Source organism: Paenibacillus lautus NBRC 15380, from assembly GCF_004000945.1.
GTDB lineage: Bacteria > Bacillota > Bacilli > Paenibacillales > Paenibacillaceae > Paenibacillus_AQ > Paenibacillus_AQ lautus.
In genome coordinates, this window is the sequence record NZ_BIMF01000004.1 from 309,092 (window position 1) to 329,948 (window position 20,857).

General features: G+C 47.2%; 21 protein-coding genes. 4 read left to right on the plus strand and 17 right to left on the minus strand.

Features of this window, described 5'->3' with window-relative positions; all coding sequences use genetic code 11:
• Positions 1 to 140: 140 nt before the first annotated feature.
• From PLA01S_RS10590 to PLA01S_RS10605, 4 genes are all read right to left on the minus strand, one after another.
• Positions 141 to 1,802 carry a peptide ABC transporter substrate-binding protein gene (locus PLA01S_RS10590; RefSeq protein WP_127592038.1) on the minus strand — a complete coding sequence of 554 codons (1,662 nt, stop codon included), beginning with the start codon at positions 1,800 to 1,802 and terminating at the stop codon, positions 141 to 143.
• Between the two features lie 149 nt (positions 1,803 to 1,951).
• The gene (locus PLA01S_RS10595) at positions 1,952 to 2,338 is read right to left on the minus strand and encodes a DUF3397 domain-containing protein (RefSeq protein ID WP_127592040.1); all 387 of its coding nucleotides are present in this window, start codon (positions 2,336 to 2,338) and stop codon (positions 1,952 to 1,954) included.
• 11 nt (positions 2,339 to 2,349) lie between these two features.
• Positions 2,350 to 3,306, minus strand: coding sequence for a ketopantoate reductase family protein (locus tag PLA01S_RS10600; RefSeq protein WP_127592042.1), 957 nt, complete (start codon positions 3,304 to 3,306; stop codon positions 2,350 to 2,352).
• A gap of 140 nt (positions 3,307 to 3,446) precedes the next feature.
• Positions 3,447 to 4,097 (minus strand): RsfA family transcriptional regulator, encoded by a 651-nt coding sequence (locus PLA01S_RS10605; protein ID WP_100535941.1) that lies wholly within the window; start codon positions 4,095 to 4,097, stop codon positions 3,447 to 3,449.
• A 342-nt stretch (positions 4,098 to 4,439) separates the two neighbouring features.
• Between PLA01S_RS10605 and PLA01S_RS10610 the strand changes: the two genes are divergently transcribed.
• A complete protein-coding gene (locus PLA01S_RS10610) occupies positions 4,440 to 4,676 on the plus strand; it encodes a DUF2626 domain-containing protein (protein ID WP_006209059.1) in 237 nt (78 codons plus the stop codon).
• Between the two features lie 253 nt (positions 4,677 to 4,929).
• Entirely contained in the window at positions 4,930 to 6,042 is a 1,113-nt protein-coding gene (locus PLA01S_RS10615; RefSeq protein ID WP_127592044.1) for a coiled-coil domain-containing protein, read from the plus strand.
• A 34-nt stretch (positions 6,043 to 6,076) separates the two neighbouring features.
• Here PLA01S_RS10615 and PLA01S_RS10620 read toward each other — a convergent pair whose 3' ends face one another.
• Together PLA01S_RS10620 and PLA01S_RS10625 are read right to left on the minus strand one after the other, a co-directional pair.
• Positions 6,077 to 7,330, minus strand: coding sequence for an extracellular solute-binding protein (locus PLA01S_RS10620; RefSeq protein WP_127592045.1), 1,254 nt, complete (start codon positions 7,328 to 7,330; stop codon positions 6,077 to 6,079).
• Between the two features lie 198 nt (positions 7,331 to 7,528).
• The gene (locus PLA01S_RS10625; RefSeq protein WP_127592048.1) at positions 7,529 to 8,860 is read right to left on the minus strand and encodes a PhoH family protein; all 1,332 of its coding nucleotides are present in this window, start codon (positions 8,858 to 8,860) and stop codon (positions 7,529 to 7,531) included.
• 117 nt (positions 8,861 to 8,977) lie between these two features.
• Here PLA01S_RS10625 and PLA01S_RS10630 point away from each other — a divergent pair, with 117 nt between their 5' ends.
• Positions 8,978 to 9,640 carry a YhcN/YlaJ family sporulation lipoprotein gene (locus PLA01S_RS10630; protein ID WP_127592050.1) on the plus strand — a complete coding sequence of 221 codons (663 nt, stop codon included), beginning with the start codon at positions 8,978 to 8,980 and terminating at the stop codon, positions 9,638 to 9,640.
• Between the two features lie 462 nt (positions 9,641 to 10,102).
• On the opposite strand, the gene PLA01S_RS10635 is transcribed toward PLA01S_RS10630, so the two are convergent.
• The 5 genes from PLA01S_RS10635 to PLA01S_RS10655 all read right to left on the minus strand — a co-directional run bounded on the left by PLA01S_RS10635 (position 10,103) and on the right by PLA01S_RS10655 (position 15,114).
• Positions 10,103 to 11,206, minus strand: coding sequence for an LCP family protein (locus PLA01S_RS10635; protein WP_127592052.1), 1,104 nt, complete (start codon positions 11,204 to 11,206; stop codon positions 10,103 to 10,105).
• 163 nt (positions 11,207 to 11,369) lie between these two features.
• A complete protein-coding gene (locus tag PLA01S_RS10640) occupies positions 11,370 to 11,663 on the minus strand; it encodes a YlaH-like family protein (protein ID WP_100535934.1) in 294 nt (97 codons plus the stop codon).
• 39 nt (positions 11,664 to 11,702) lie between these two features.
• Positions 11,703 to 13,544, minus strand: a complete 1,842-nt coding sequence (gene typA / locus PLA01S_RS10645; RefSeq protein ID WP_071222960.1) for a translational GTPase TypA — start codon at positions 13,542 to 13,544, stop codon at positions 11,703 to 11,705.
• Between the two features lie 152 nt (positions 13,545 to 13,696).
• A complete protein-coding gene (locus PLA01S_RS10650; RefSeq protein WP_127592054.1) occupies positions 13,697 to 14,209 on the minus strand; it encodes a hypothetical protein in 513 nt (170 codons plus the stop codon).
• A gap of 242 nt (positions 14,210 to 14,451) precedes the next feature.
• The gene (locus PLA01S_RS10655) at positions 14,452 to 15,114 is read right to left on the minus strand and encodes a TerC family protein (protein ID WP_127592056.1); all 663 of its coding nucleotides are present in this window, start codon (positions 15,112 to 15,114) and stop codon (positions 14,452 to 14,454) included.
• A gap of 130 nt (positions 15,115 to 15,244) precedes the next feature.
• On the opposite strand from PLA01S_RS10655, the gene PLA01S_RS10660 reads away from it, so the two are divergent.
• Positions 15,245 to 15,937, plus strand: coding sequence for a TerC family protein (locus PLA01S_RS10660; RefSeq protein ID WP_127592058.1), 693 nt, complete (start codon positions 15,245 to 15,247; stop codon positions 15,935 to 15,937).
• A 135-nt stretch (positions 15,938 to 16,072) separates the two neighbouring features.
• Here PLA01S_RS10660 and thiI read toward each other — a convergent pair whose 3' ends face one another.
• The 6 genes from thiI to PLA01S_RS10690 all read right to left on the minus strand — a co-directional run bounded on the left by thiI (position 16,073) and on the right by PLA01S_RS10690 (position 20,783).
• Positions 16,073 to 17,311 carry a tRNA uracil 4-sulfurtransferase ThiI gene (thiI, locus tag PLA01S_RS10665; protein WP_127592234.1) on the minus strand — a complete coding sequence of 413 codons (1,239 nt, stop codon included), beginning with the start codon at positions 17,309 to 17,311 and terminating at the stop codon, positions 16,073 to 16,075.
• On the minus strand, positions 17,311 to 18,471 hold the full coding sequence (locus PLA01S_RS10670) for a cysteine desulfurase family protein (protein ID WP_127592060.1): 1,161 nt from the start codon (positions 18,469 to 18,471) through the stop codon (positions 17,311 to 17,313). Before PLA01S_RS10670 ends, thiI begins: the two co-directional genes overlap by 1 nt.
• Before the next feature lie 172 nt (positions 18,472 to 18,643).
• Positions 18,644 to 19,330 (minus strand): lytic transglycosylase domain-containing protein, encoded by a 687-nt coding sequence (locus PLA01S_RS10675; protein WP_127592062.1) that lies wholly within the window; start codon positions 19,328 to 19,330, stop codon positions 18,644 to 18,646.
• A 153-nt stretch (positions 19,331 to 19,483) separates the two neighbouring features.
• Entirely contained in the window at positions 19,484 to 19,846 is a 363-nt protein-coding gene (locus PLA01S_RS10680; RefSeq protein WP_127592064.1) for a hypothetical protein, read from the minus strand.
• Between the two features lie 69 nt (positions 19,847 to 19,915).
• Positions 19,916 to 20,140, minus strand: a complete 225-nt coding sequence (locus tag PLA01S_RS10685) for a DUF1540 domain-containing protein (protein ID WP_006209042.1) — start codon at positions 20,138 to 20,140, stop codon at positions 19,916 to 19,918.
• A 136-nt stretch (positions 20,141 to 20,276) separates the two neighbouring features.
• Positions 20,277 to 20,783 (minus strand): YpuI family protein, encoded by a 507-nt coding sequence (locus PLA01S_RS10690; RefSeq protein WP_127592066.1) that lies wholly within the window; start codon positions 20,781 to 20,783, stop codon positions 20,277 to 20,279.
• Between the last annotated feature and the right edge of the window lie 74 nt (positions 20,784 to 20,857).

Sequence of the window (20,857 nt, forward strand, 5' to 3'; positions counted from 1 at the left end):
CTGGCATCCCTTAACTTTCACCAACGGACACAAGATTTGGAAACCTTGTGCTCATACAAAAAAATCGGGATATATATGAGGTTTAAATGCCCCACATATATATCCCGAACCGTAACCTTTTATAAATGGCTTACAAAAGACTACTCGATATATGCACGTGTGAAATCGATATCACCCTTATAATCCAGATGAAGGTTCTTCACCCATGGTTTAACCAGGGACACGCTAGAGTAATAGTAGATCGGCATTACAACTTGGTTGTCTTCAACGAGAATTTTCTCAGCTTTGGACATCAGCTCCATGCGTTTAGCGTTATCGCTGGTTGCATAAGCATCCTTCACAAGTTTGTCATATTCTTCGTTCTTGAAGCCAGTATCGTTGTTACCGCCGTTGGATGTCCACATATCGATATAAGTCATCGGGTCGTTATAGTCTGCTCCCCAACCGGAACGGGCAATTTGATAGTTCAAATCCGTACGGTTCTTCAGGAATACGCCCCACTCTTGGTTTTGTACCTTCACAGTAACGCCGAGGTTATTCTTCCACATATCTGCAATAGCAAGCGCAATTTTCTTGTGGTTGTCATCAGAGTTATGGATTAGAGTAACTTCCGGTAATGTGGTATAGCCTTTTTCCTTCATACCTTGCTCGAGCAGTTTCTTAGCTTCTTCAAGATTTTCATCGAAGTAAGTATCCGCTACCTCTTTACGGTACTCGTCGGACTCACCCTTGATACCAGGAGGAACAAATCCAAAGGCAGGAAGCTGTCCACCTTGTGTGATTTTCTCTACAATCGCCTTACGATCAATCGCCATGGCGAATGCTTTACGGATGTTCACATTGTCAAACGGTTCTTGAGTTGTGTTAAAGATATAGAAATACGTCGATGAAATACCTTTGATCATCAGTTCATCGCCCAATTCCTTCTTGATCGCATTCAGCTGATCCGTCGGAATATTTCCTGTTGGATGTCCTGCATAATCCAATTCATCGTTACGGTAGCTTGAAAGTTCCGTTGCAGAGCTGTTCACGATACTCATTTGAACTTTTTCAAGTTTGATTGCATCCTTATCCCAATATTGGTCGTTCTTCACAAGCTCGATCTTTTGACCTTTGGTCATTTGTGAAACTTTGAACGGACCATTACCGATCAATGTATCCGGTTTGGTTGCCCAAGAAGCATTACCTTCAACGGAGCTGTGAATCGGGAAGTAGGTTTGGAATGACATCAAGCTGAGGAAGTATGGCGTTGGGTTTGCCAGCGTAACTTCGAGCGTATAATCATCGGTTGCTTTTACGCCGACTTCATTAGCGTCTTTGATCTCTCCAAGATTGTAAGCTTCAGCATTTTTGATGTAATAGAGCTGATACGCATATGGTGATGCAGGAGTAAAGTTCGGATCAAGTACGCGTTTCCATGCATACTCAAAATCTTTTGCCGTTACTGCATCGCCGTTACTCCATTTGGCATCTTTGCGAAGGGTGAAGACATATTTCAATCCATCTTCAGAAACCTTCCATTTTTCGGCTACGCCAGGCTCTTCAGAACCATCTGCACCCTTGCGAACCAAACCTTCAAATACAGCACTGATTACCGTATTCGACGTATTATCCTGAGCCAAGCCCGGATCCAATGTAGGAGGGTCGGAAGCAAGGTTCATCCGGAAGACTTGCTCTTTAGGCTTGTCCGCCGTTCCGCCGTTATTGGCGCCTTCGTTCTTGTCAGCTCCACACGCTGCCAAAACTGAGCTGAAAGCAAGAATTAGCGTCATGAGAAGCAGTAATTTCTTTTGTTTCTTCATCTTGCGGTATCCCCCTCATAGATTTTAGGTATATGCTTATCGATTATACAACCAGTGGTCAAAAAAATCCAGAAATCAATAAATTGAAAAATCTGCCTGACCCAATGATCAAACAGATTTATCATATAATTCTAGTTATTAGATTGTTCTTACATCATCTTAATTATGTAGGAGAGGATGCCAAAAAATGTGAATATGATGTACCCGAAGCTCATGCTGACAAACCCGAGACGCCACACGGCGCGCAGCAGCCTTTTACCGTTAACCTTGCCTTTCCAGCGGTTCTGCGCACTGCCGATCAGCCCCGCTGCAATGAGCAGCATGAGGAGAATGAGATAGAAACCGAATTTGGACTGGAATATATTATTAAACAAGGCGGAGACCGAAAACAGCATAAAAAATGTGGTGACATCCATGGCCAGCTCCAGCGCTTGCTTTCGATTTTTATTTCTTTGCAAGACAATGAAATAAACCAGTAAAAACGGAATGAACGGAAAAAGACTTAATGTATGAAACAGCCCCTGCAAGAAACCCATGCTAAGACCCCCTATGTATTCATCCCCTCGATGAGCTGCGTTATCAGCTCGTGTGTTGGCACTGAAACGCCATATTTTTGACCCAGACGGACAATACTGCCGTTAATCCAGGCAACTTCCGTCGTTCTGCCGTCCATTGCATCCTTAAGCATGGAAGACGTGTTACCTGAAGTCGATTGGCAGACGGATACAATCCATTCCCACAGCCCGCTTCCATAAGGAATTCCACCCGCGTCATATACGGCGATCCCTTCATTATATAACTGCTTCATAAGCCTGACTCGTTCAGGGGAAGATAACAGCTCTCCGTTAGGAATCCGCCACAATGCAGTCAAAGGATTAATGACTGCGTTCATCAGCAGTTTGCGATAAATCATCTCATCCATTTCATTCGACAAAAAAGCTTCAAATCCTGCTCTATTCAGCTGTATAACAAGCTCAATTTCATGATCTTCTTTAGAGAAAGCATCTAATGGGCTCCCGGCGGGCATCATTTTGCCGATTGTCGTCGTTCCCTGACCAGCGTGCAAAACGGAGACGCTGCTTGTACGCTTGGCCCCTTCCGTAGTAATGGCTGCGTAGATCGTCCACATCGGCAGCAGGCCTTGAAGCCGCTCCAAATGGCCTGTACCGTTCTGAAAACATAGGAGTCTGCGGTGATCTTGCCCAAATAGAGCCAGCATCTCCGTTGCCATCTCTTCGATCCCTTGCTGCTTCAACATGAGGAAAAGATAATCCGCATCCGCCGCGCCACCCGACTCGGAAAAGGTTGACCATGAGCAGACCGAAAAAGTATGGGCGTCAACGACCTGGTGCTGACCAGTGTCTTCGATGGTTATGCCGGAAGCCCGAAGCTTGTCCGCCTGCTCCTCGCTGCGGCACCATAACGTGACACGGCAGCCTGATGCCGCAAGTTTGCCCGCATATAATAACCCCAATGAGCCAGCTCCGATAATATGGATATTCATGATAATCCCCCATTATTGTAATCGAACACGAAGTACTAGTCCTAGTATATATCAGAATAATCTCCTATACGCACAAATAACCCGCCAAAGCGCATGAAATGCACTAATGCGGGTTACGGCTAGAGCAAGATAACCTTTACCTATTCAATTCGTTCCAGATTACCGTTTGCGTCCATTTTGAAGCGCGTCTTCAGTTCCTCGTCTTCTTCATTTAAGAAAGCAAGCCTGCGTGCCCGATCCATAATCTGAATCAGTGCCTTATAATCGTCATTGACCACATGATAGTCCGTTTTCACTTCGCTGACTTCCTTCAATAACCGTTGATTCTCACTGCGGAGCCTTGAAAGCTCTTCCTCTTTTTCACGCAAATTCTTCTCGAGCAATTTATACTGACGTGAACTTTCCTGAAGCCCGCCCTTCCACTGCCGAAGGAAACGGATAACGGCATCGATGGACAGTGTCTCTTCACTTGCACCATCATTCTTATAGACATCGTGCTCCAGTTCCTGAGCAGCCAAGCCGGCAACCTGCGGTCCGCTTACCGAAGGCTGTTTTTTATAATAACTTCTCTTTTGACGCTGAGATTTCGCCAAGCTGATGGCATCCTCATATTTCTTGCGAACACAGCTATTCCAACGAAATCCACAAGCTGCCGATGTCCGGCCGATTCTTTCTCCCACTTCCTCAAAGGCAGCCAATTGGGTGCTGCCCTCACGAATATGACGAAGGGTCACCTCCGCCAATATCAGGTCGTCCTCTGCACTCCATGCATCCTGTCTCACTGCTGACATACCATAAAACCCTCCTAACGACATCCTAAAATAACCGTCTTCAATACCGTAAATCGGCTGCTGAATAGGGTATAAAAACTGCTTAATTCATTTCTATGCCTCTCATAGAGTTCATAGAATCTATTTGATACTAAAATGTATTTCCATTTTGATTACAGATCATACTCTTACGAAGGGAAAAGGGAAGATTCGTCCAAATTTATTCACGAATTCAATGTCTTGTTTGTGGTTAATAATAAAAAATAAAGGGTTTTCTTGAGTTAGGCGTTTACACGTTTTTCCCATAACGCTATAATGTTCATAGCAGCATTATGTGCGTACATACGAGAGGAGGATATAATCGTGGCACGGATGTTTCGAGTCCTTGGCTTTTTTACCCTGACCATCGGGTTGATGGCCTTTGCCGGAGATCATATTGAAATGGCACTGCTTTTCTTCCTGCAGACTGCATTTTTCGTGATCCTGGGATATTTGAAATTCACGGAGAGAACCTATATTCTTCTCTTCTGGGCTTATATGATCGTGACCTTCACAGGCTTTAGCTATTGGACGGTCTTCATTATGGGCAAACCACTCTAATAGGTAAACCATGCAAGCGATGCTTGAAATCCGCCGGCTCAACTTGGACAAACTGAGGAACGCTGGTGGTTTTTCCTTGCAATTAGAGAACGAGAGTACTTAAAAGAGCGATCAGGTGCTTTAGCTGCCGGATCGCTTTTTTAATGCCTAAAGGTTGATAATTGAGTCGTATACGTCATATATTGGTTAAAATGAAGGGACAAACAGCGGTTGGATTCCTTTCGACTAACAACCATTCAAGGAGGACTCCCGTTTGAATGTACGAGTAAAAAAACCTCTCCTCCCGGTCATGCTGTGTATAACCCTGTTGTTCTGCTTCATAGGGACGCCCGCTTCCGTATATTCCGAGCAGGAACTAAGCCCGGTTATGCCTGATTCGGAAGAGGCGCGCAAACTTCTGGAGGACAGCCTCTCCATCGTGGAGATTGATCATGAAATCGAACGGATAACCAAACGCATCGCCGAATTGCAGCTTCTCCAGAGCGAACTGCAAATCAAAATTCAGGACATGGGCTTGCGTATCGAAGACCGCCGCGATCGGGCGGGAGCTGTTCTTCGGTCTTATTACATGGGTGAACGGGATCATTTATTCTTCATGCTGTTGTCTGCAAAAGACGTAGCCGGTTTTTTCCGGATCATGGACTTTTACGATATTATCATTCAAAACGACCGGGATACCCTTGCGGTATATAACAATCAGTACCGCTCACTTGCCTCCGCTCAGGCTGAAGCGGAACGCAATACAGCTCAGCTCGCCGAAGTGAAGGACAGCCTTGTCAAGCAGCGTGAACGGGTGCTGGCGCTTGAACAGCAGGTTAACGGAGCACTGACAGCCAGCGGTAACCCGGATGCTATGAAGAAGTTGATTGAGGAATTCACCCTCTACTGGGAGAACGTGGGGCTGTACGAAGTAAAGCGTCACTTCCAGGCTCTGGCTAGCGCCATGGAAAATCTGCCGCAATTCGTCCAAGGAAGCAAGAATATGCTGAAGACAAACGGCAAGGAGTACACCATCGATATCCATGAGGATGATCTCAACGCATTTTTAAGATCCGAAGATGAAATCTTTAACAGCTTTGCTTTCCATTTTGACGATGGAAAAGTAATAGCTTCAGGTGAGAGCGGAAATCTATCGCTGCTGATTGAAGGAAAATACACCGTGATTAACGAACCGGAGAATGCCATCATGTTTCAAGTCGACAAACTTGTCTTCAATCGACTGGAATTGCCTGACACCACACGCAAGGCGCTGCAGGAAGAATTCGACATGAACTTTTATCCTAAGCAGTTGGTGTCTTTCTTAAAAGCAACGCAGGTCTCCAGCCAAGAACAACGATTAGTGGTCAAAATGGAGCTGGATTTATAGAAAAAAGCTGCCCCTCGCTGGGCAGCTTTTTCTTTCATGGTTGAGCAGGCTTGTACAATTCTCTATATTCTTCTATCGTGATTTCGCCATGCAGCAATCGATTCGCTGCTTCGCTGTACGTTTGAAAGCCTTCCGAATCGCCGAAATCCAAAGCTGCCGGCTCATTTCGAGAGAGCAGCACTTGGGCTGGAACGGCCGCTTTTTGCCAAATGCCCCGGTCGCTTAGGTTGGTACCCGTGACATACAACTCAGAAATAACGGGAAGCGTTCCTGTCGCTCTGCTCCATTCACGCTGCATTTCTTTGCCAGTCATATACGTAATCCATTTCATGGCAAGCGACGATGATTCCGTGTGTGCTGCTACCGCAAAACTTCGGGTTCGGACAACGGGCGTATCCAGTTGCGCCTTCCCCATCGCCAATGCAAGCGACACTCCATCGGTGTCTTGATCTGAAAAGCTCGAATACGGCTCGATGACCACAGCTGCTTCCGCCTTACTGGAGGTGGTCGACGCTTGGCCGTTATCCTCTGCATCCGTCGCGTCTTGCACGGATTCTGCCCGTGTTCCATGGTTGCGAATCAGCATATCAAGCACCTCATGATCCGGCTTGGAGGGATCACCTTCGAGCAAATGAACCGCCGCACCGAACGCGTAAGGATCATTCCAATCAAATGAGAGGATAGGGCTTACCTTATTCAGCTTCAAATACTCCTGCCATGCCTGACGGCTCTCCGGCACTTTAAATGGTTCGCCGTCCTTCCCCTTGGTCTTCCAGGTCATAATATAGGGGTCTATATCAAACGGCATTCCCCATTGATATCCGTTCCACTGCAGCGGTGGCAGAAGGCCATTTAAGATGTCTTCGCCCGGCATCGTGCCCTGGGAAGAATCAACGGGCAATAAGCATCCATTCATTGCAAGCGCTTTAATAAAGTGTGAATCCGTTAATACAATATCAGGTCCTTCACCAAGAGACATCTCGAGCAGAAACGACTCTTTGTGTGCATCACTGATCACCAGAGGCGTAATTTCAATCTCAGCACCGGTCTCTTCCATAAAACGCTCATTAAGAGCTTTTAGTTGTCTCAGTTCATCCGGGTTTAACTGAACACCGACCTTGATCGGACCCAGATCGGTCTCCGGTACCTCCGGCCTTTGCAACGGAGGATTAGGTTCATCCCCCGGTGGCTCTCGTCTAGTATGGTGAGTGAAGTCAAAGCTGGGAGATAAACTGGATAAAGACAACAGTAAAATGGCAAACAAGAACCAATACTTCTTCCGCTTCATATCCCATCTTCACTCCTTCAATAGTCGCATGTCCTTATTTTACCAAACTTCTAGTGCTCTTGTCCTATCTTTTTTGTTAATAATCTAGTCCAGATTTTACTAATAACGATAGGAAGGAAAAAAGACTGTCCTATGAATCTTGAACAGTCTTTATCCTGCAAGTTATTTTGCCGTAATCATTTCTCGGGAAATATATGATTATAACAAGTCTGCAGCCAGCTGAGCCAGCTTGGATCGTTCCCCTTTTGTCAGCGTAATATGCCCGCTGAGATTTTCTTGCTTGAAGCGTTCAACCACATAGGTCAACCCATTGCTCACAGCATCCAGGTAGGGATGGTCAATCTGCTCCGGGTCTCCCATCAGGATCACCTTACTCCCTTCTCCCGCCCGGGATACAATCGTCTTAACCTCATGACGGGATAAGTTTTGCGCCTCATCCACAATGATGAACTGACCTGGTATCGAGCGGCCCCGGATATAAGTCAGTGCTTCCACCTGGATGCTGCCGAGTCCCATCAATATTTTATCGATATCACCCGATTTTTTGGTGTCGAACAAATACTCCAGATTGTCATATATCGGCTGCATCCATGGTCTTAATTTCTCTTCCTTTTCGCCAGGTAAATAACCGATATCCTTCCCCATCGGAACAACCGGACGCGCAATCAGCAGTTTTTTGTATTTATGCTCATCCTCCACCTTGGAGAGGCCTGCTGCCAACGCCAACAAGGTTTTTCCCGTTCCGGCTTTCCCGGTAATGGTGACAAGCGGAATATCGTCATTCAGAAGAAGCTCAATCGCCATACGCTGTTGGGCGTTACGGGCGCTGATGCCCCATACAGGTTCGTTGCTTAAATGGAGGGGCTCCAATCTGGTTGCGTCCTCATTCACATGAAGGAGAGCTGACTTTCCTGACCCCATCTCATCCTTCAGAATAACAAATTCATGCGGATAAAGCGGATAAGACAATTGAAGAGGTTTAATCGGCAAGTAACGATAGCTGTAGAATTCATCGATCACCGATGGATGTACCTTTAATGTAGAGAATCCAGGATACAATTCACTTGGATCGGCTGTACGGTCCGATAAATAATCCTGTGTTGTGAGTCCGAGCACATCCGCTTTAATTCGAACAAGCATATCCTTGCTGACCAGAACGACGAGGCTTCCGTCCTCCTTCGGCTCCTCCTCCAATTTATAATTTAACGCGACAGCCAAAATTCGGTTGTCGTTGGATGCTTCGCTAAATAACTCCTGTACCTTGACGAAGCTGCGATGATTAAGCTCAACCTTCAATGTCCCGCCATTCTCCAGAAGAACCCCGTCATGAAGATGACCATGTTCTCTTAACCCATCGAGCAATCGGGAGACCGTTCGGGCGTTGCGGCCGATTTCATCAGCATTTCGCTTCTTTGAGTCAATCTCTTCAAGAACCACCGCAGGAATGATGACTTCATGCTCCTCGAATGCATAGATCGACTGAGGATCATGCAGCAATACGTTCGTATCCAGCACAAATATTTTTTTCATCTTATCCCTCCACTGCTTCTTCATCAGGTACACACATAAACCTTTCCGTCCCGGACATAATAAGCGTAGCGACTGGAGTAATTTAGTGAACTCTACTACGAAAGGACAGATCAATCCATGAGAGCTGCTCTATCCATAATACTAGCGGTGTTGTTGCTCGCAGGCTGCGGGACCGCCAATCAGAATGCATCACCCTCTCCTCGTAATCAAACCAATGGAACTACTGCTAACAATGTTCCCAACATGAATGGGAACAGAGGTTATACCACTAACAATGCAGACGGTTGGGCTCCGGATAACACGAATACGGGACGAGTCGGCAACGCAAATGATAACAACGGACAAGTTGACGCTACAACCGCAAATCACCTAAAATCACTAGCCGAGAGTGTGCCCGGCGTAAAAAACGCGAACTGTGTTGTCATGGGAAATACGGCTGTTGTTGGACTTAATGTAGATGGAAATTTAGATCGGGCAGAAGTCGGAACCATTAAATACACAGTCGCGGAAGCCCTTCAATCCGATCCGGCAGGTGCCAATGCACTTGTTACGGCTGATTTAGACGTTACAAACCGGATTGCCGATCTTGGCCGGCATATTCAGGAAGGAAACCCCATTTCAGGACTTGCCAGTGAACTCGCTGACATCGTGGGCCGCATCATTCCTCAGTTGCCTAAAGATGTAACACCTCGAGATCGTAATGCACAAGATAACGGTGCACAAACGGTAAAACCGAATAACCGAAGCAACGCACCAGCCAATCCACACCATAATAAATAGACCCATGTTGAGCGTAAACCCGCCTATAAGCGGAAGACAAATCCGGTCATAACCCGAGTTTGTCCGTCACCCATCTCCAAATTTCATACAAAAAAAGCCCAGTGAAGCTCACTGGGCTTTTTTTAAGGTCATAACAACGCCACTAGCGAGCATTTCTGCTTCGTCAGAGACATGACCCCTATCATATTCAGAGTTTTGTTGTCTGTTCGGTGTGAAATTGACACCCATGTCGAATGAACACGCCTGAGAAGACATGGAATCAGAAGGATGACATTTGAAAGGCTCCCATCCCCAAATGGAATCTGCTCGCACAAATGCATGGGCAAGGTAATCCGTCTGCCGATTACAGATCAATGGGTGTGTCGTATGCATCATAAGGTAGGACATGCCTTCGGCCTCCTGTACAATGATCTCCATCTGATACATTGTATTATAGCATACAATAAAACTTGCCTTCAATTGTCACGGAGTTGTTGCAGAATCCGCTTCTGTCCCCTGCCCGCCAGCGTTATGCTTGCCGGCAAGCTCGTCTTGCAGCGCTTGTTTGGCTGCATTGAGTTCATTGTCGTCAATGTAAACGTTAGGGCTTCTCCACTCACCGGTAATCGGCATAAATTTAACGTCTTCTTTTCCAATATCGTAATATGTCTTCAGAATATTGCGGATCTGTTCCTGTTCAAAATCGGTTGTCATGTTGTCACTAACCGCGTCCAGTGCATTACCCACTTTAGTTACGCCGCCGAAAGACTTCATTTTATCGAGCAGGGAGTGTAGTACCTCACTCTGACGAGCATTGCGATCAAAGTCATTGGATTCCTTCGTCTTCGGCGTACAGTTTCTAGATTTGCGGTAACGGACATAATCCAGCGCTTTCTTGCCATCCAGCTTCTGAGGACCCGCCGTAAGGTTGATATCCGTTCCGTCCGCAGAATCGCGATAACACATATTGTATTGAACGTTAACATCCACTCCGCCGAAGGTGTCCACTACGTCACGGAATCCCTGGAAATCGATAACCGTTACATAGTCGATATTAACGCCAAGATACTTGCTCATCATGACTTTCATTTCTTCTTCAGCCGAAATGCCGCTTCCCGGTTCCTTTTTCTCGGCAGCATTGTAAGCCGCTTTAAATCTTGGGTAATAAGCGTTCAGTTTCGTCGCTTTATATCCTTCGAGTTCAATCAGCGTATCCCGCGGCAAAGATACCAGCGTCGACGTATTGGTTTCCGGGTGCATGGAGGCGACCATGACCACGTCCGTCAGATAAGTCCCCGTCTCCGGACGATGATCCGTTCCCAAGAGAAGCACCGTAATTGGTTTTTCCTTAGCGGATTGCCCTGGAGCTACAGGTTTGTCGATCCCGCTTTTTTCAATGACCTCATTGCCCTTGATGTACAAATATCCGGCATAACCTGCTGCAGCCAGAACTGCAATTAACAAGACGATAAGAATAAGTTTAAAAAATGATTTCCATACGCTTTTTTTCTTTTTTGGAACTGGCTGTTTCTTGCCCTTCCCCCCACTTTTGGCTCTCGGAGGGAGATTGGTATGAGTAGGATTCATATCATAACACCTGATTTCATTCAAATTAGATGAATGTCCGATAAACGCTTCAAATTTCGAAGCATTTACCGGACCATGGTTGACTTCTCTCTCTTATAAACGATGGGGACTGACAAAAAGTTGCCGTATTGTTGTTACCTGAGTTGCTAAAATTCTACAAAGCTTATGACTTCGGCTCGGCTTGAGCCTTCTTCTTCTGACGATCTTCAACAAAATATCGAATACGCACCATCAGCATCAATGCCACAGCTACTAACAAGCACTGGATAATCGGCAGCTTATCAATCTGAAACACAAGCAGTATCGCCGAACCCAAGGCCATCAAGATATACAGGAGAATCTCCTTCAACAGAGGGAGCTTCTGCTTCACCCGGAATACCTTGTTGTAAACGTAGGTGATCAGCACAAAAATCACGATATAAGAGATGAGTGGGTGCGCGGCAAACCATTCTTGCATGATAGGTTCACTCCTTTTGGACAAGTAGATCTCTATCTATTATAGATTTGCTTGCGCCATTTTACGATGTTTTTCTGCACGTTCGCGCTCACTCTTGTTCAAAATCTTCTTGCGAAGACGAACGGACTTCGGCGTAATCTCACAATACTCGTCATCGTTCAAGTATTCCAGTGCTTGCTCCAGTGAGAAAATAACCGGTGTTTTCAATTTAACCGTGTCGTCCTTCGTTGCCGAACGAACGTTGGTCAATTGCTTTTCTTTACAAATATTAACGACGATATCGTTATCGCGGGTATGCTCCCCGACGATCATGCCTTCATAAATCTCAGTCCCCGGTTCCAGGAACAGGGTTCCGCGGTCTTCCACCGACATCATGCCATAGAACGTTGAAGATCCGTTCTCCGTGGAAACCAGCACGCCTTGGTGACGTCCACCCACTTGACCGCCGATAAGCGGACCGTAGCTGTCGAATGCGTGGTTCATAATACCATAACCGCGTGTCAGAGTCAGGAAATGGGTACGGTAACCGATAAGTCCGCGAGCAGGAATCAGGAATTCCAAACGCACTTGTCCATTTCCGTTATTCACCATGTTCACCATTTCAGCCTTGCGTGTTCCGAGGCTTTCCATAACAGAACCCATGCTTTCTTCTGGTACATCGATCATAAGACGTTCGATCGGCTCCATTTTGACGCCATCAATTTCTCTAACGATAACTTCCGGCTTGGATACTTGAAGCTCATAGCCTTCACGACGCATATTCTCAATCAAAATACTGAGGTGAAGCTCACCGCGTCCCGATACGATATAAGCATCAGGGCTGTCCGTCTCATCCACTCTCAAACTTACGTCTGTTTCCAGTTCTTTGAAGAGACGGTCACGCAGCTTACGGGATGTTACCCATTTGCCTTCGCGCCCGGCAAAAGGACTGTTGTTAACAAGGAACGTCATTTGCAGGGTTGGTTCGTCAATTTTAAGGACAGGGAGTGCCTCCGGATGCTGTGGATCCGCAATGGTCTCTCCAATGTTGATGTCTTTGATCCCTGCGATAGCCACGATGTCGCCGGCGCCTGCTTCGGCAACCTCGATCCGCTTCAGTCCCTGGAAGCCGAACAGCTTCTCGATACGGGCATTCTTGGTGGAGCCGTCACGAAGCATAACGGTTACCGGTTGGCCTTGCTTAATAACACCGCGGTTCACGCGGCCGACGGCGATACGGCCCAGATATTCATTGTAATCCATCAAGGTAACGAGGAACTGGAGAGGCTCGTCCACTTTCTCAGTAGGGGAAGGGATATGGTCAATAATGGTTTCATAAAGAGCAAGCATGTTATCATCTTGCTTCTCTGGATCCATGCTTGAAGTACCGTTTAAGGCTGATGCATATACAACGGGGAAGTCCAATTGGTCGTCATTCGCTCCAAGCTCAATGAACAGATCAAGCACTTCATCGATCACTTCTGCTGGGCGGGCGGCCGGACGGTCAATCTTGTTCACAACGACGATTGGAGTCAAGTTATGTGCAAGAGCTTTACCAAGAACAAACTTGGTCTGAGGCATACATCCTTCATAAGCGTCAACAACGAGCAGAACGCCGTCGACCATTTTCATAATACGCTCAACTTCACCACCGAAATCGGCGTGTCCAGGTGTATCCACAATGTTAATCAAGAAATCTTTATACGTAATAGCCGTATTCTTGGCTAGGATGGTAATTCCGCGTTCGCGCTCCAAATCATTGGAGTCCATCGCGCGTTCCTGCAGTGTCTCATGCTCCCGGAAAATACCGGACTGCTGCAGCAGTTGGTCTACAAGTGTTGTTTTGCCATGGTCAACGTGAGCAATGATGGCAATGTTGCGAATCTGATCTCTTGATTGCATAAATATATCTCAAATCCCTTCTGTTCGAATGAGCCACAAAGAAAGCGCCGGACGACATGCCGACGCTTCAACATACATCCTATAATATAGGTAAACGAGCGGGAAAATCAAGTCTTTTCAGAAAACTTCCAGCAACTTTTACCTCTTATCAACTACCAACCTCTGCTCCATTTATTATTGCGCCCGGAACGATTGCGGCCGAAGATCATCCAAATGCCCGCTGCGATCAAGATCAGGGCAATAATGTAGAACGCCCCAGTCTCCAGCCAGGTAAAGATGAAAATCAAAACGGAAAGCACCGTCAGTCCAAGCGCAACCGGCAGAACTGCGCCAGGTCGCGGGCTCTCGTACAGATAATATTCATACAAGCCGACAGCCACGCCAAGAATCAAGACAGGCCATAAAGAAGCCATCAGTCCCCATCCCCCAATATTACATATGAAGAACAGAAGGCCATATACCGTCAGAATTCCGCCTGGAATGAGAATTGCAGCAGAGGCACGGCGACCAAAAAACATGATATGCAAAAAAATACCCGGCAGCAGCAGGACGAGCGGCCATAACGTTCTTCCCAGAAATCCAAACACACCAAGCTTACCGAGCAAAATAACAACTCCAGCAACAACGATGAAAATACCCAGCGCCAAATCTTTTCTGGAGGACATTTGATCACCCTCTCTTCAATATATGTATCACCAAAAATAGCGGTTTCTAAAAGAAGCAGTTACGTTAATTTTAGCCCAAACCGACAAAAAAAACCATATCCCGAGCTTGTTCCACTTGAAATAACCTTGGCCCGTCCCATATACCCGCATGAACCCAACAAAAAATGGACGACTGCACGAAACAGTCATCCATCTTTTCCTACGCACTCCCTTACGCCAATGGGTTGTTTAATAAAATCCCGTTACGTGCCGGGCCGTCTTACTGTCTGTAATCCGCCAATGAAAACGACAGCCCCTGCAATGACAATCGGCAGCAGACTGTGCGCATATGGCATCCAGTAAGCCAGAATCAGCCCTACGCGGGAATCCTGTATGAGCATTTCGCCTGCTGTAAAAGCTAGAATACCGGCACCTATGTAAAGCAGCACGGGAAACTTGTGAAGCAGGCTGGAGATCATCCCGCTTCCCCATACAACGATGGGAATGCTTAATAATATTCCGATGACAATCAAAGCGAGATCGCCTTTTGCCAGCCCCGCAATGGCCAAGACATTATCCAGGCTCATCACGAAATCAGCAATCAATATCGTATTGACTGCGGCCCATATCGTTGAAGCTTTGGCCAAGTTTGCATGGTCATGCTCCTTTTGCATCATGAGTTTGACTGCGATCCAGATCAACAGCAAGGCGCCGCCAGCCTGCAAAAATGGAATTTTCAGCAGCAAAACCGCCAAAAAAGTCAGAATACACCGTAAAAGAACAGCCCCTGCAGTCCCGATCCAGACCGCCCGTCTGCGGTGTATTTCGGGAAGGTCTTTGCTGGCCATCGCGATGACCAGGGCATTGTCGCCACTGAGTACAAGATTGATCATCAATATCTGTCCCAACAAAAAAATCGTCTCCACCAGAACAACACCCCCACTCTACACATATGTGGTAATTGTCCAGGCTATGCTTGCACATCGGGAAAAATAGGCCTATAATAAATCCACTTTGTTTAAGTGGTGGAACCGTATTCTAAGAGGAGTGACATTCATGGAAACCACAGCCGCTGAATTTTTTCTCGCATTAATCAACATTGTATTTTTGGATCTGATCTTGGCCGGGGATAATGCCATCGTGATCGGTCTTGCAGCACGCAATCTTCCGAAGGAAACCCAGAAAAAAGCAATTATCTACGGTACGGCCGGAGCTGTTATTCTTCGTATCATTGCCACCATCCTCGTTGTCTGGCTGCTTAACATCCCGTGGCTGCTGCTTGTGGGAGGAGTACTCCTGATTGGCATTGCCTACAAGCTGATGACCGACGACAATGAAGACCACGGCAATATAAAGGCCGGCAAAAGCCTCGGTGCTGCCATTCGTACCATCATTGTAGCTGACGCTGCTATGGGTCTTGATAATGTCATTGCCGTCGCCGGCGCAGCCAAACACAATATGATCCTTGTAACACTGGGCCTGCTTATCAGCGTACCTATCGTGGTATGGGGCAGCACTCTGTTTATCAAACTGATCAACCGTTTCCCATGGATTATCTATGTAGGCTCTGCGGTTCTTGCGTACACAGCGTCCTCCATGATTACCGAGGAGAAGCATTTTCTAGGATATTTCGAAGCGCACCAGATTATAAAATATCTGTTCATTGCTGCCATCATTATCGGTGTGCTGACTGCAGGACATCTGAAAAAAAGATCCGCTGGACGCCGTCATTCATCCAGCCAGTCATAATTTAAATCCATGAGCACAACAAAACACCCCAAGGCTTCCGAGAAGCCTTGGGGTGTTTTAAGTTAGGAGATCATCGAACGGTGCACATTCGTTCGCTTCGCCGCAACATAATGTTGACCTTCGTTCGATACTCGATTAAAACCAGTCTTCGTTTACCACGGGCTCCGCATGCTTCTCGCCAAGCTCACCGATTGTACTATCCGGGGTTATGATCACGGTCTCCGTACCTTCAATCGCTGCCTGGATCCGTGCAGGAAGCTCCGTAATGGAAGCCTCCACCTTCTCGATGATCTTCAAATTCGGATTCGTGGTGGGCGATTTAGGCACAAACAACGTACAGCAATCCTCATACGGCAAAATCGATGTCTCGAATGTGCCGATGTCCATCGCGATATTGATGATGTCGTTCTTATCCATCATGACGAGCGGCCGCAGCAGCGGCAGCTCGGTGGCTCTGCCGATCACATTCATGCTCGGCAGCGTCTGACTGGCGACTTGTCCGAGACTGTCCCCCGTCACGATCGCCAATGCCCCTTCCCGCTCAGCAAGCGAGGAAGCAATCCGTAACATCGCTCTGCGCATAAACGTAATGATCAGATTATCCTGGCCGATGCCGACAAATGAAGTCTGTACATCGGTAAACGGAACGAGGTGCAGCTTGATTTTGCCCGTGTAGCCTGATAACAGCCTTGTTAACTCCATTACCTTTTCCTTCGCTAGTTGGCTGGTGTAAGGGAAGCTGTAGAAGTGTACACACTCAATTTCAAGCCCTCTGCGCATAGCCGACCAGCCCGCTACAGGACTGTCAATCCCGCCCGAGAGGAGCAGCATTGCCTTCCCATTCGTACCAATCGGGTACCCGCCGGCGCCGGGAATCACTTCATAATAGAGATACGTCTCGTTCTCCCGAATTTCCACACGAAGCTCCATATCGGGCTGCTTTACCTTTACTTTAAGCTGGGGATAGGTTCGCAGCAATGGCGATCCAACTAAATGGTTCATCTCCTGCGAGGAGTGAGGGAATTGTTTCCACACCCTTCTCGCGTTGACTTTGAAGGTCGACGGGTCTGCTAGTTCCTTCTGTCCCACAAAATCAACCGCTGTTTCGATAATGCGGTCAAGTTCGGAAGGACATACGCGAACTGGACTGATGGACACAAGGCCAAATACTTTTTTAAGGACATGGATCAGAGCCTCGGGAGACTCCCCGTTAAGCTCGACGTACAAGCGGCCGTACTCCTTAACGATTTTCGCTCCCGGAAACGGTCTTAGCACGCTTCGAATATGATTCAATACCGATCTCTCGAATCGGTTGCGGTTTTTGCCTTTTAGGGTAAATTCGCCAAAGCGAAGCAGCAGTTTATCGTAAGTCATCATTTCCGGTTACCCTCTCTTTCTATAATGGGACGCAGGTTCCCGCAAACTTTAGCCAAGACTTCGACTAGTCGCGCTGCATCGCCCAGCTGATGCTCTTTGCCAAGACTGATACGAAGTCCAGAGGATGCAACGTTCATGTCCTTCCCCATCGCTAACAGGACCCGGCTCGGTTCGCTTAATTTAGAGGAGCAAGCGGATTTGGTCGATACGAGCATCCCCATCTCTTCCAGAGCATGGACCATCACCTCGGGTTTTAATCCCGGATACGAAAAATGGATGATATGTGGTGCAGTCTGCTCGCTGCTGTTTAAGACCAACCCCGGAATTTTTTCGATGCCCTGAAGCAGAAGCTCCCTTAATTCCGTCATCCTTGCATAAAACTCGGGCTGACGTTCTCTGGATAATCGCATGGCCTTCGACATCGCTACCGCTCCGGCAACATTCTCCGTTCCTGCCCGGTGCCCATTCTCCTGCGATCCGCCCGATACCAACGGGAACAACTGCACGCCTTGCTTGACGTACAGCACGCCCATTCCTCTCGGACCGTTGAATTTATGTGCAGACAGGCTGTATAAGTCGGCCTGCCACTGGGAAAGTGTCGCCGGCAGCTTGCCAAATCCCTGTACGCCATCGATATGCAGCAGCGTTCTTGAATTTCGCTCCTTGACGATACGCCCCACTTCAGTCAGCGGCTGAACGGTCCCCGTCTCATTATTGACATGCATGATGCTGACGAGCACGGTATCTTTGCGCACAGCTTCCGTCAGGGCAGTCAGATCCACCACGCCGGCGGCATCAACCGGCAGATAGGTCACTTCCCATCCGAGTGTTTCCAGCTGCTTGCAGCATTCATATACGGAAGGATGCTCTGTCCCCGTTGTGATGATATGCCGGCCCCGGCTGCTGTACTGCATCGCAGCCCCTTTTATCGCCATGTTGTTGCCTTCGGTTGCCCCGGATGTGAATACGATCTCCGTCGGCTGAACGTCCAGCGCGGCTGCACACACCTCTCTTGCCTTTTTCAGCAGTTTAGCGGCAGCTTCGCCTGAACGATGAAGTGCTGACGGATTAGCATAATGCATCTTCATCACTTCCGCCATCGTGTCCACTACTTCATCATAGGGAGGGGTCGTTGCAGCGTGGTCCCAATATATCAAGGTAATTTCCCCTTTCCATCATACGCATCGCACGTTGTAAAACTTATTATTCCAGACCTTTATATTTACACAAAAAGACCAAACGGTAAAGCCGCACTCCATCTTTAGATCGGACAAAGTGGCGTTTATCGTTTGATCCTCTATCAGGTTACTATTGATCCCCATGCGGGTTTTATAAAGTGTATTTGGATTGTGCATTCATGACTTTACCAATGTATGCTTGGGTTTCCTCGGGTAATTCATGTGCAACGGACATCAGCTCTTCATCACTGGAGACACCCAAATTCGCGATACGGGTTGGACCAGCATTATACGCTGCGAGTACCATAGCCATTTCTCCGCCAAACCGCTGAATCAGATTGGACAGATATTTAGTACCGCCTTCGATGTTCTGAGCCGGATCAAAAGGGTTGCTTACCCCAAGTCCCCTTGCTGTTCCGTCCATCAGCTGCATCAGCCCCTTGGCTCCCGCGGAGGACACCGCATTCGGATTAAAGGAAGATTCCGCATCAATGACCGCTTTGATCAGCGATACCGGCACTCCGTATCGTTCCCCGGCCGCCGTAATTAAATCCTCAAAGGTCGTTGGCTTTGTTGCCCCCGTGTCATGCATGGCCCCCTCGATTGGTAAAGACGAAGCGGACTCATCCACAGCACCCAGCTGCTGCCATAACAGTCCATCCTTAAAGGTTACGCCAGGCGCAAGCTGTGTAATCGAACGTTCAACCGGCTTGGAGGCGGAATCTTCGGTAAGCAGGCTGCTTAGCACATTGACAAATCCGGTTGCCGACTCGGTGGAATTCGTATTCATCTGTGGTATATCCGTCATTTGCTTCCATGATATCGGATCTATTTGCATCGTTTAACTCACTTTCTGCAGCAAAATTTCAAACTTGTCCTTTATTTTATCATGGAACTGGAACAATCTGCTATACCTATTCGGCAAAAAAAATAAGCGAATCAACCGTTCTGACTAGTTGACCCGCCCATATTTTCATCATTACAAAATGAATTATCTACTGAAAGGAATCAAGATAAAATAACTGAGCGTTGCCAATATGCCGAGTCCGATCGACCACGCGCCTGTCGTTCTGCTGCCTTTGCTGTAAGCGTAATATCCAACAACGGCTGCGATTGGCCCCAGAATTACCGACCACATGAACAACGAGGCAATGCCTAATACCAAGCCCACATATCCGACGGTGCGACCCGTAGACACGTCTGCCTTATCCTCGTCTACTCTTCGTGCAGAGGCACCCATAGGGGGAGCAACCTCGGTTGCATATTCTTCACGGTGATCTTTGCGCGGGAAGTCTACCCTGTTTCGCTTGCCTTCAACAACCTTCATTTTATGCTTGCGGTGTTTTTTATCCATAAACTAGCTTCCTCCATTTCCATCATCCTAAAGTGCCCAGCACCCGGACTTTATCCGGCTTATCTCCCGTCAGCCCTTCGGCTTGAAGGTCAAACAGCAGGTCTCGGAAGACTTGTCAGCAACATCCTGATGGTCGTCTACATAAGGCTCTGCTCCATACTCTTCATTGAGTTTCACATTCGCATGACGGTCAATTTCAATCATAATCATCTCCGCATGACATAAGTTCTGTTCTCCCCAGTAATGGCAATTGCTGACACTGCACTTCACTAATGGTTTGGCTTCGTTGGCCATTTTAGCATCACCTCGTCAACATTTTTTCCTTAGTTTACTGCCGGTATGCACAAGAACGATTGTCAGTTGGTGCCTAAGGAGCGAAACGAAAAAAGAGATGCCAATGGTTGGCATCTCTTACGTATTCCTTTATATGCTAGGCGTGGCTTTTCTCTGATTGCATCCGGCGTTCCGTTAAATAATCGCTTTCGTAGTAAGCAAGATCATCACGGAGCTCTTCATAAATCTTGGTAATGTTCATAATGACATCACGGGCAGGACGAACCGGCTTCTTCCGGAAACGAATCGCATCCTGTCCAGTATAGGCGTAACGACCATCTTCGGAATAACTTTCATTTTTGGGATAGAAAAAACTGTTAACACAGCGGTGATACAAATTATACAAAGCCTTCTCGGCAAAATCGATATCAAAATTAGGGCGACGCTGTACAACACCTAGCTTCTCATAGGAAACTTCAGAAAATACAAGCAAATGGCGAACATCCGACAGAAATCCTTTGTAAAAATGATCGGTTTCCTCGTCCTGTTCCGTTACCAATTGGGATAAAGCATGTTCATTCAAAAACGTTTCCATAATCGAAATAGCAGATTTCAACTTTTCTCTGGACTCTGAGCATAATTTCTGAAGATTGTCTGCTGGCATTACGATAGATCCCCCTTAAATGGTCGTGACCCTACAGGTTATACAGCCTGACGGTCGTTATAATATGTACTATC

Bases quoted from the DNA above. Each gene is read 5' to 3' on its own strand.
- PLA01S_RS10590 (WP_127592038.1), bottom strand. From the start codon at position 1,802: ATGAAGAAACAAAAGAAATTACTGCTTCTCATGACGCTAATTCTTGCT.
- PLA01S_RS10595 (WP_127592040.1), bottom strand. From the start codon at position 2,338: ATGGGTTTCTTGCAGGGGCTGTTTCATACATTAAGTCTTTTTCCGTTC.
- PLA01S_RS10600 (WP_127592042.1), bottom strand. From the start codon at position 3,306: ATGAATATCCATATTATCGGAGCTGGCTCATTGGGGTTATTATATGCG.
- PLA01S_RS10605 (WP_100535941.1), bottom strand. From the start codon at position 4,097: ATGTCAGCAGTGAGACAGGATGCATGGAGTGCAGAGGACGACCTGATA.
- PLA01S_RS10620 (WP_127592045.1), bottom strand. From the start codon at position 7,330: ATGAAGCGGAAGAAGTATTGGTTCTTGTTTGCCATTTTACTGTTGTCT.
- PLA01S_RS10625 (WP_127592048.1), bottom strand. From the start codon at position 8,860: ATGAAAAAAATATTTGTGCTGGATACGAACGTATTGCTGCATGATCCT.
- PLA01S_RS10630 (WP_127592050.1), top strand. From the start codon at position 8,978: ATGAGAGCTGCTCTATCCATAATACTAGCGGTGTTGTTGCTCGCAGGC.
- PLA01S_RS10635 (WP_127592052.1), bottom strand. From the start codon at position 11,206: ATGAATCCTACTCATACCAATCTCCCTCCGAGAGCCAAAAGTGGGGGG.
- PLA01S_RS10640 (WP_100535934.1), bottom strand. From the start codon at position 11,663: ATGCAAGAATGGTTTGCCGCGCACCCACTCATCTCTTATATCGTGATT.
- typA (WP_071222960.1), bottom strand. From the start codon at position 13,544: ATGCAATCAAGAGATCAGATTCGCAACATTGCCATCATTGCTCACGTT.
- PLA01S_RS10650 (WP_127592054.1), bottom strand. From the start codon at position 14,209: ATGTCCTCCAGAAAAGATTTGGCGCTGGGTATTTTCATCGTTGTTGCT.
- PLA01S_RS10660 (WP_127592058.1), top strand. From the start codon at position 15,245: ATGGAAACCACAGCCGCTGAATTTTTTCTCGCATTAATCAACATTGTA.
- thiI (WP_127592234.1), bottom strand. From the start codon at position 17,311: ATGACTTACGATAAACTGCTGCTTCGCTTTGGCGAATTTACCCTAAAA.
- PLA01S_RS10675 (WP_127592062.1), bottom strand. From the start codon at position 19,330: ATGCAAATAGATCCGATATCATGGAAGCAAATGACGGATATACCACAG.
- PLA01S_RS10680 (WP_127592064.1), bottom strand. From the start codon at position 19,846: ATGGATAAAAAACACCGCAAGCATAAAATGAAGGTTGTTGAAGGCAAG.
- PLA01S_RS10685 (WP_006209042.1), bottom strand. From the start codon at position 20,140: ATGGCCAACGAAGCCAAACCATTAGTGAAGTGCAGTGTCAGCAATTGC.
- PLA01S_RS10690 (WP_127592066.1), bottom strand. From the start codon at position 20,783: ATGCCAGCAGACAATCTTCAGAAATTATGCTCAGAGTCCAGAGAAAAG.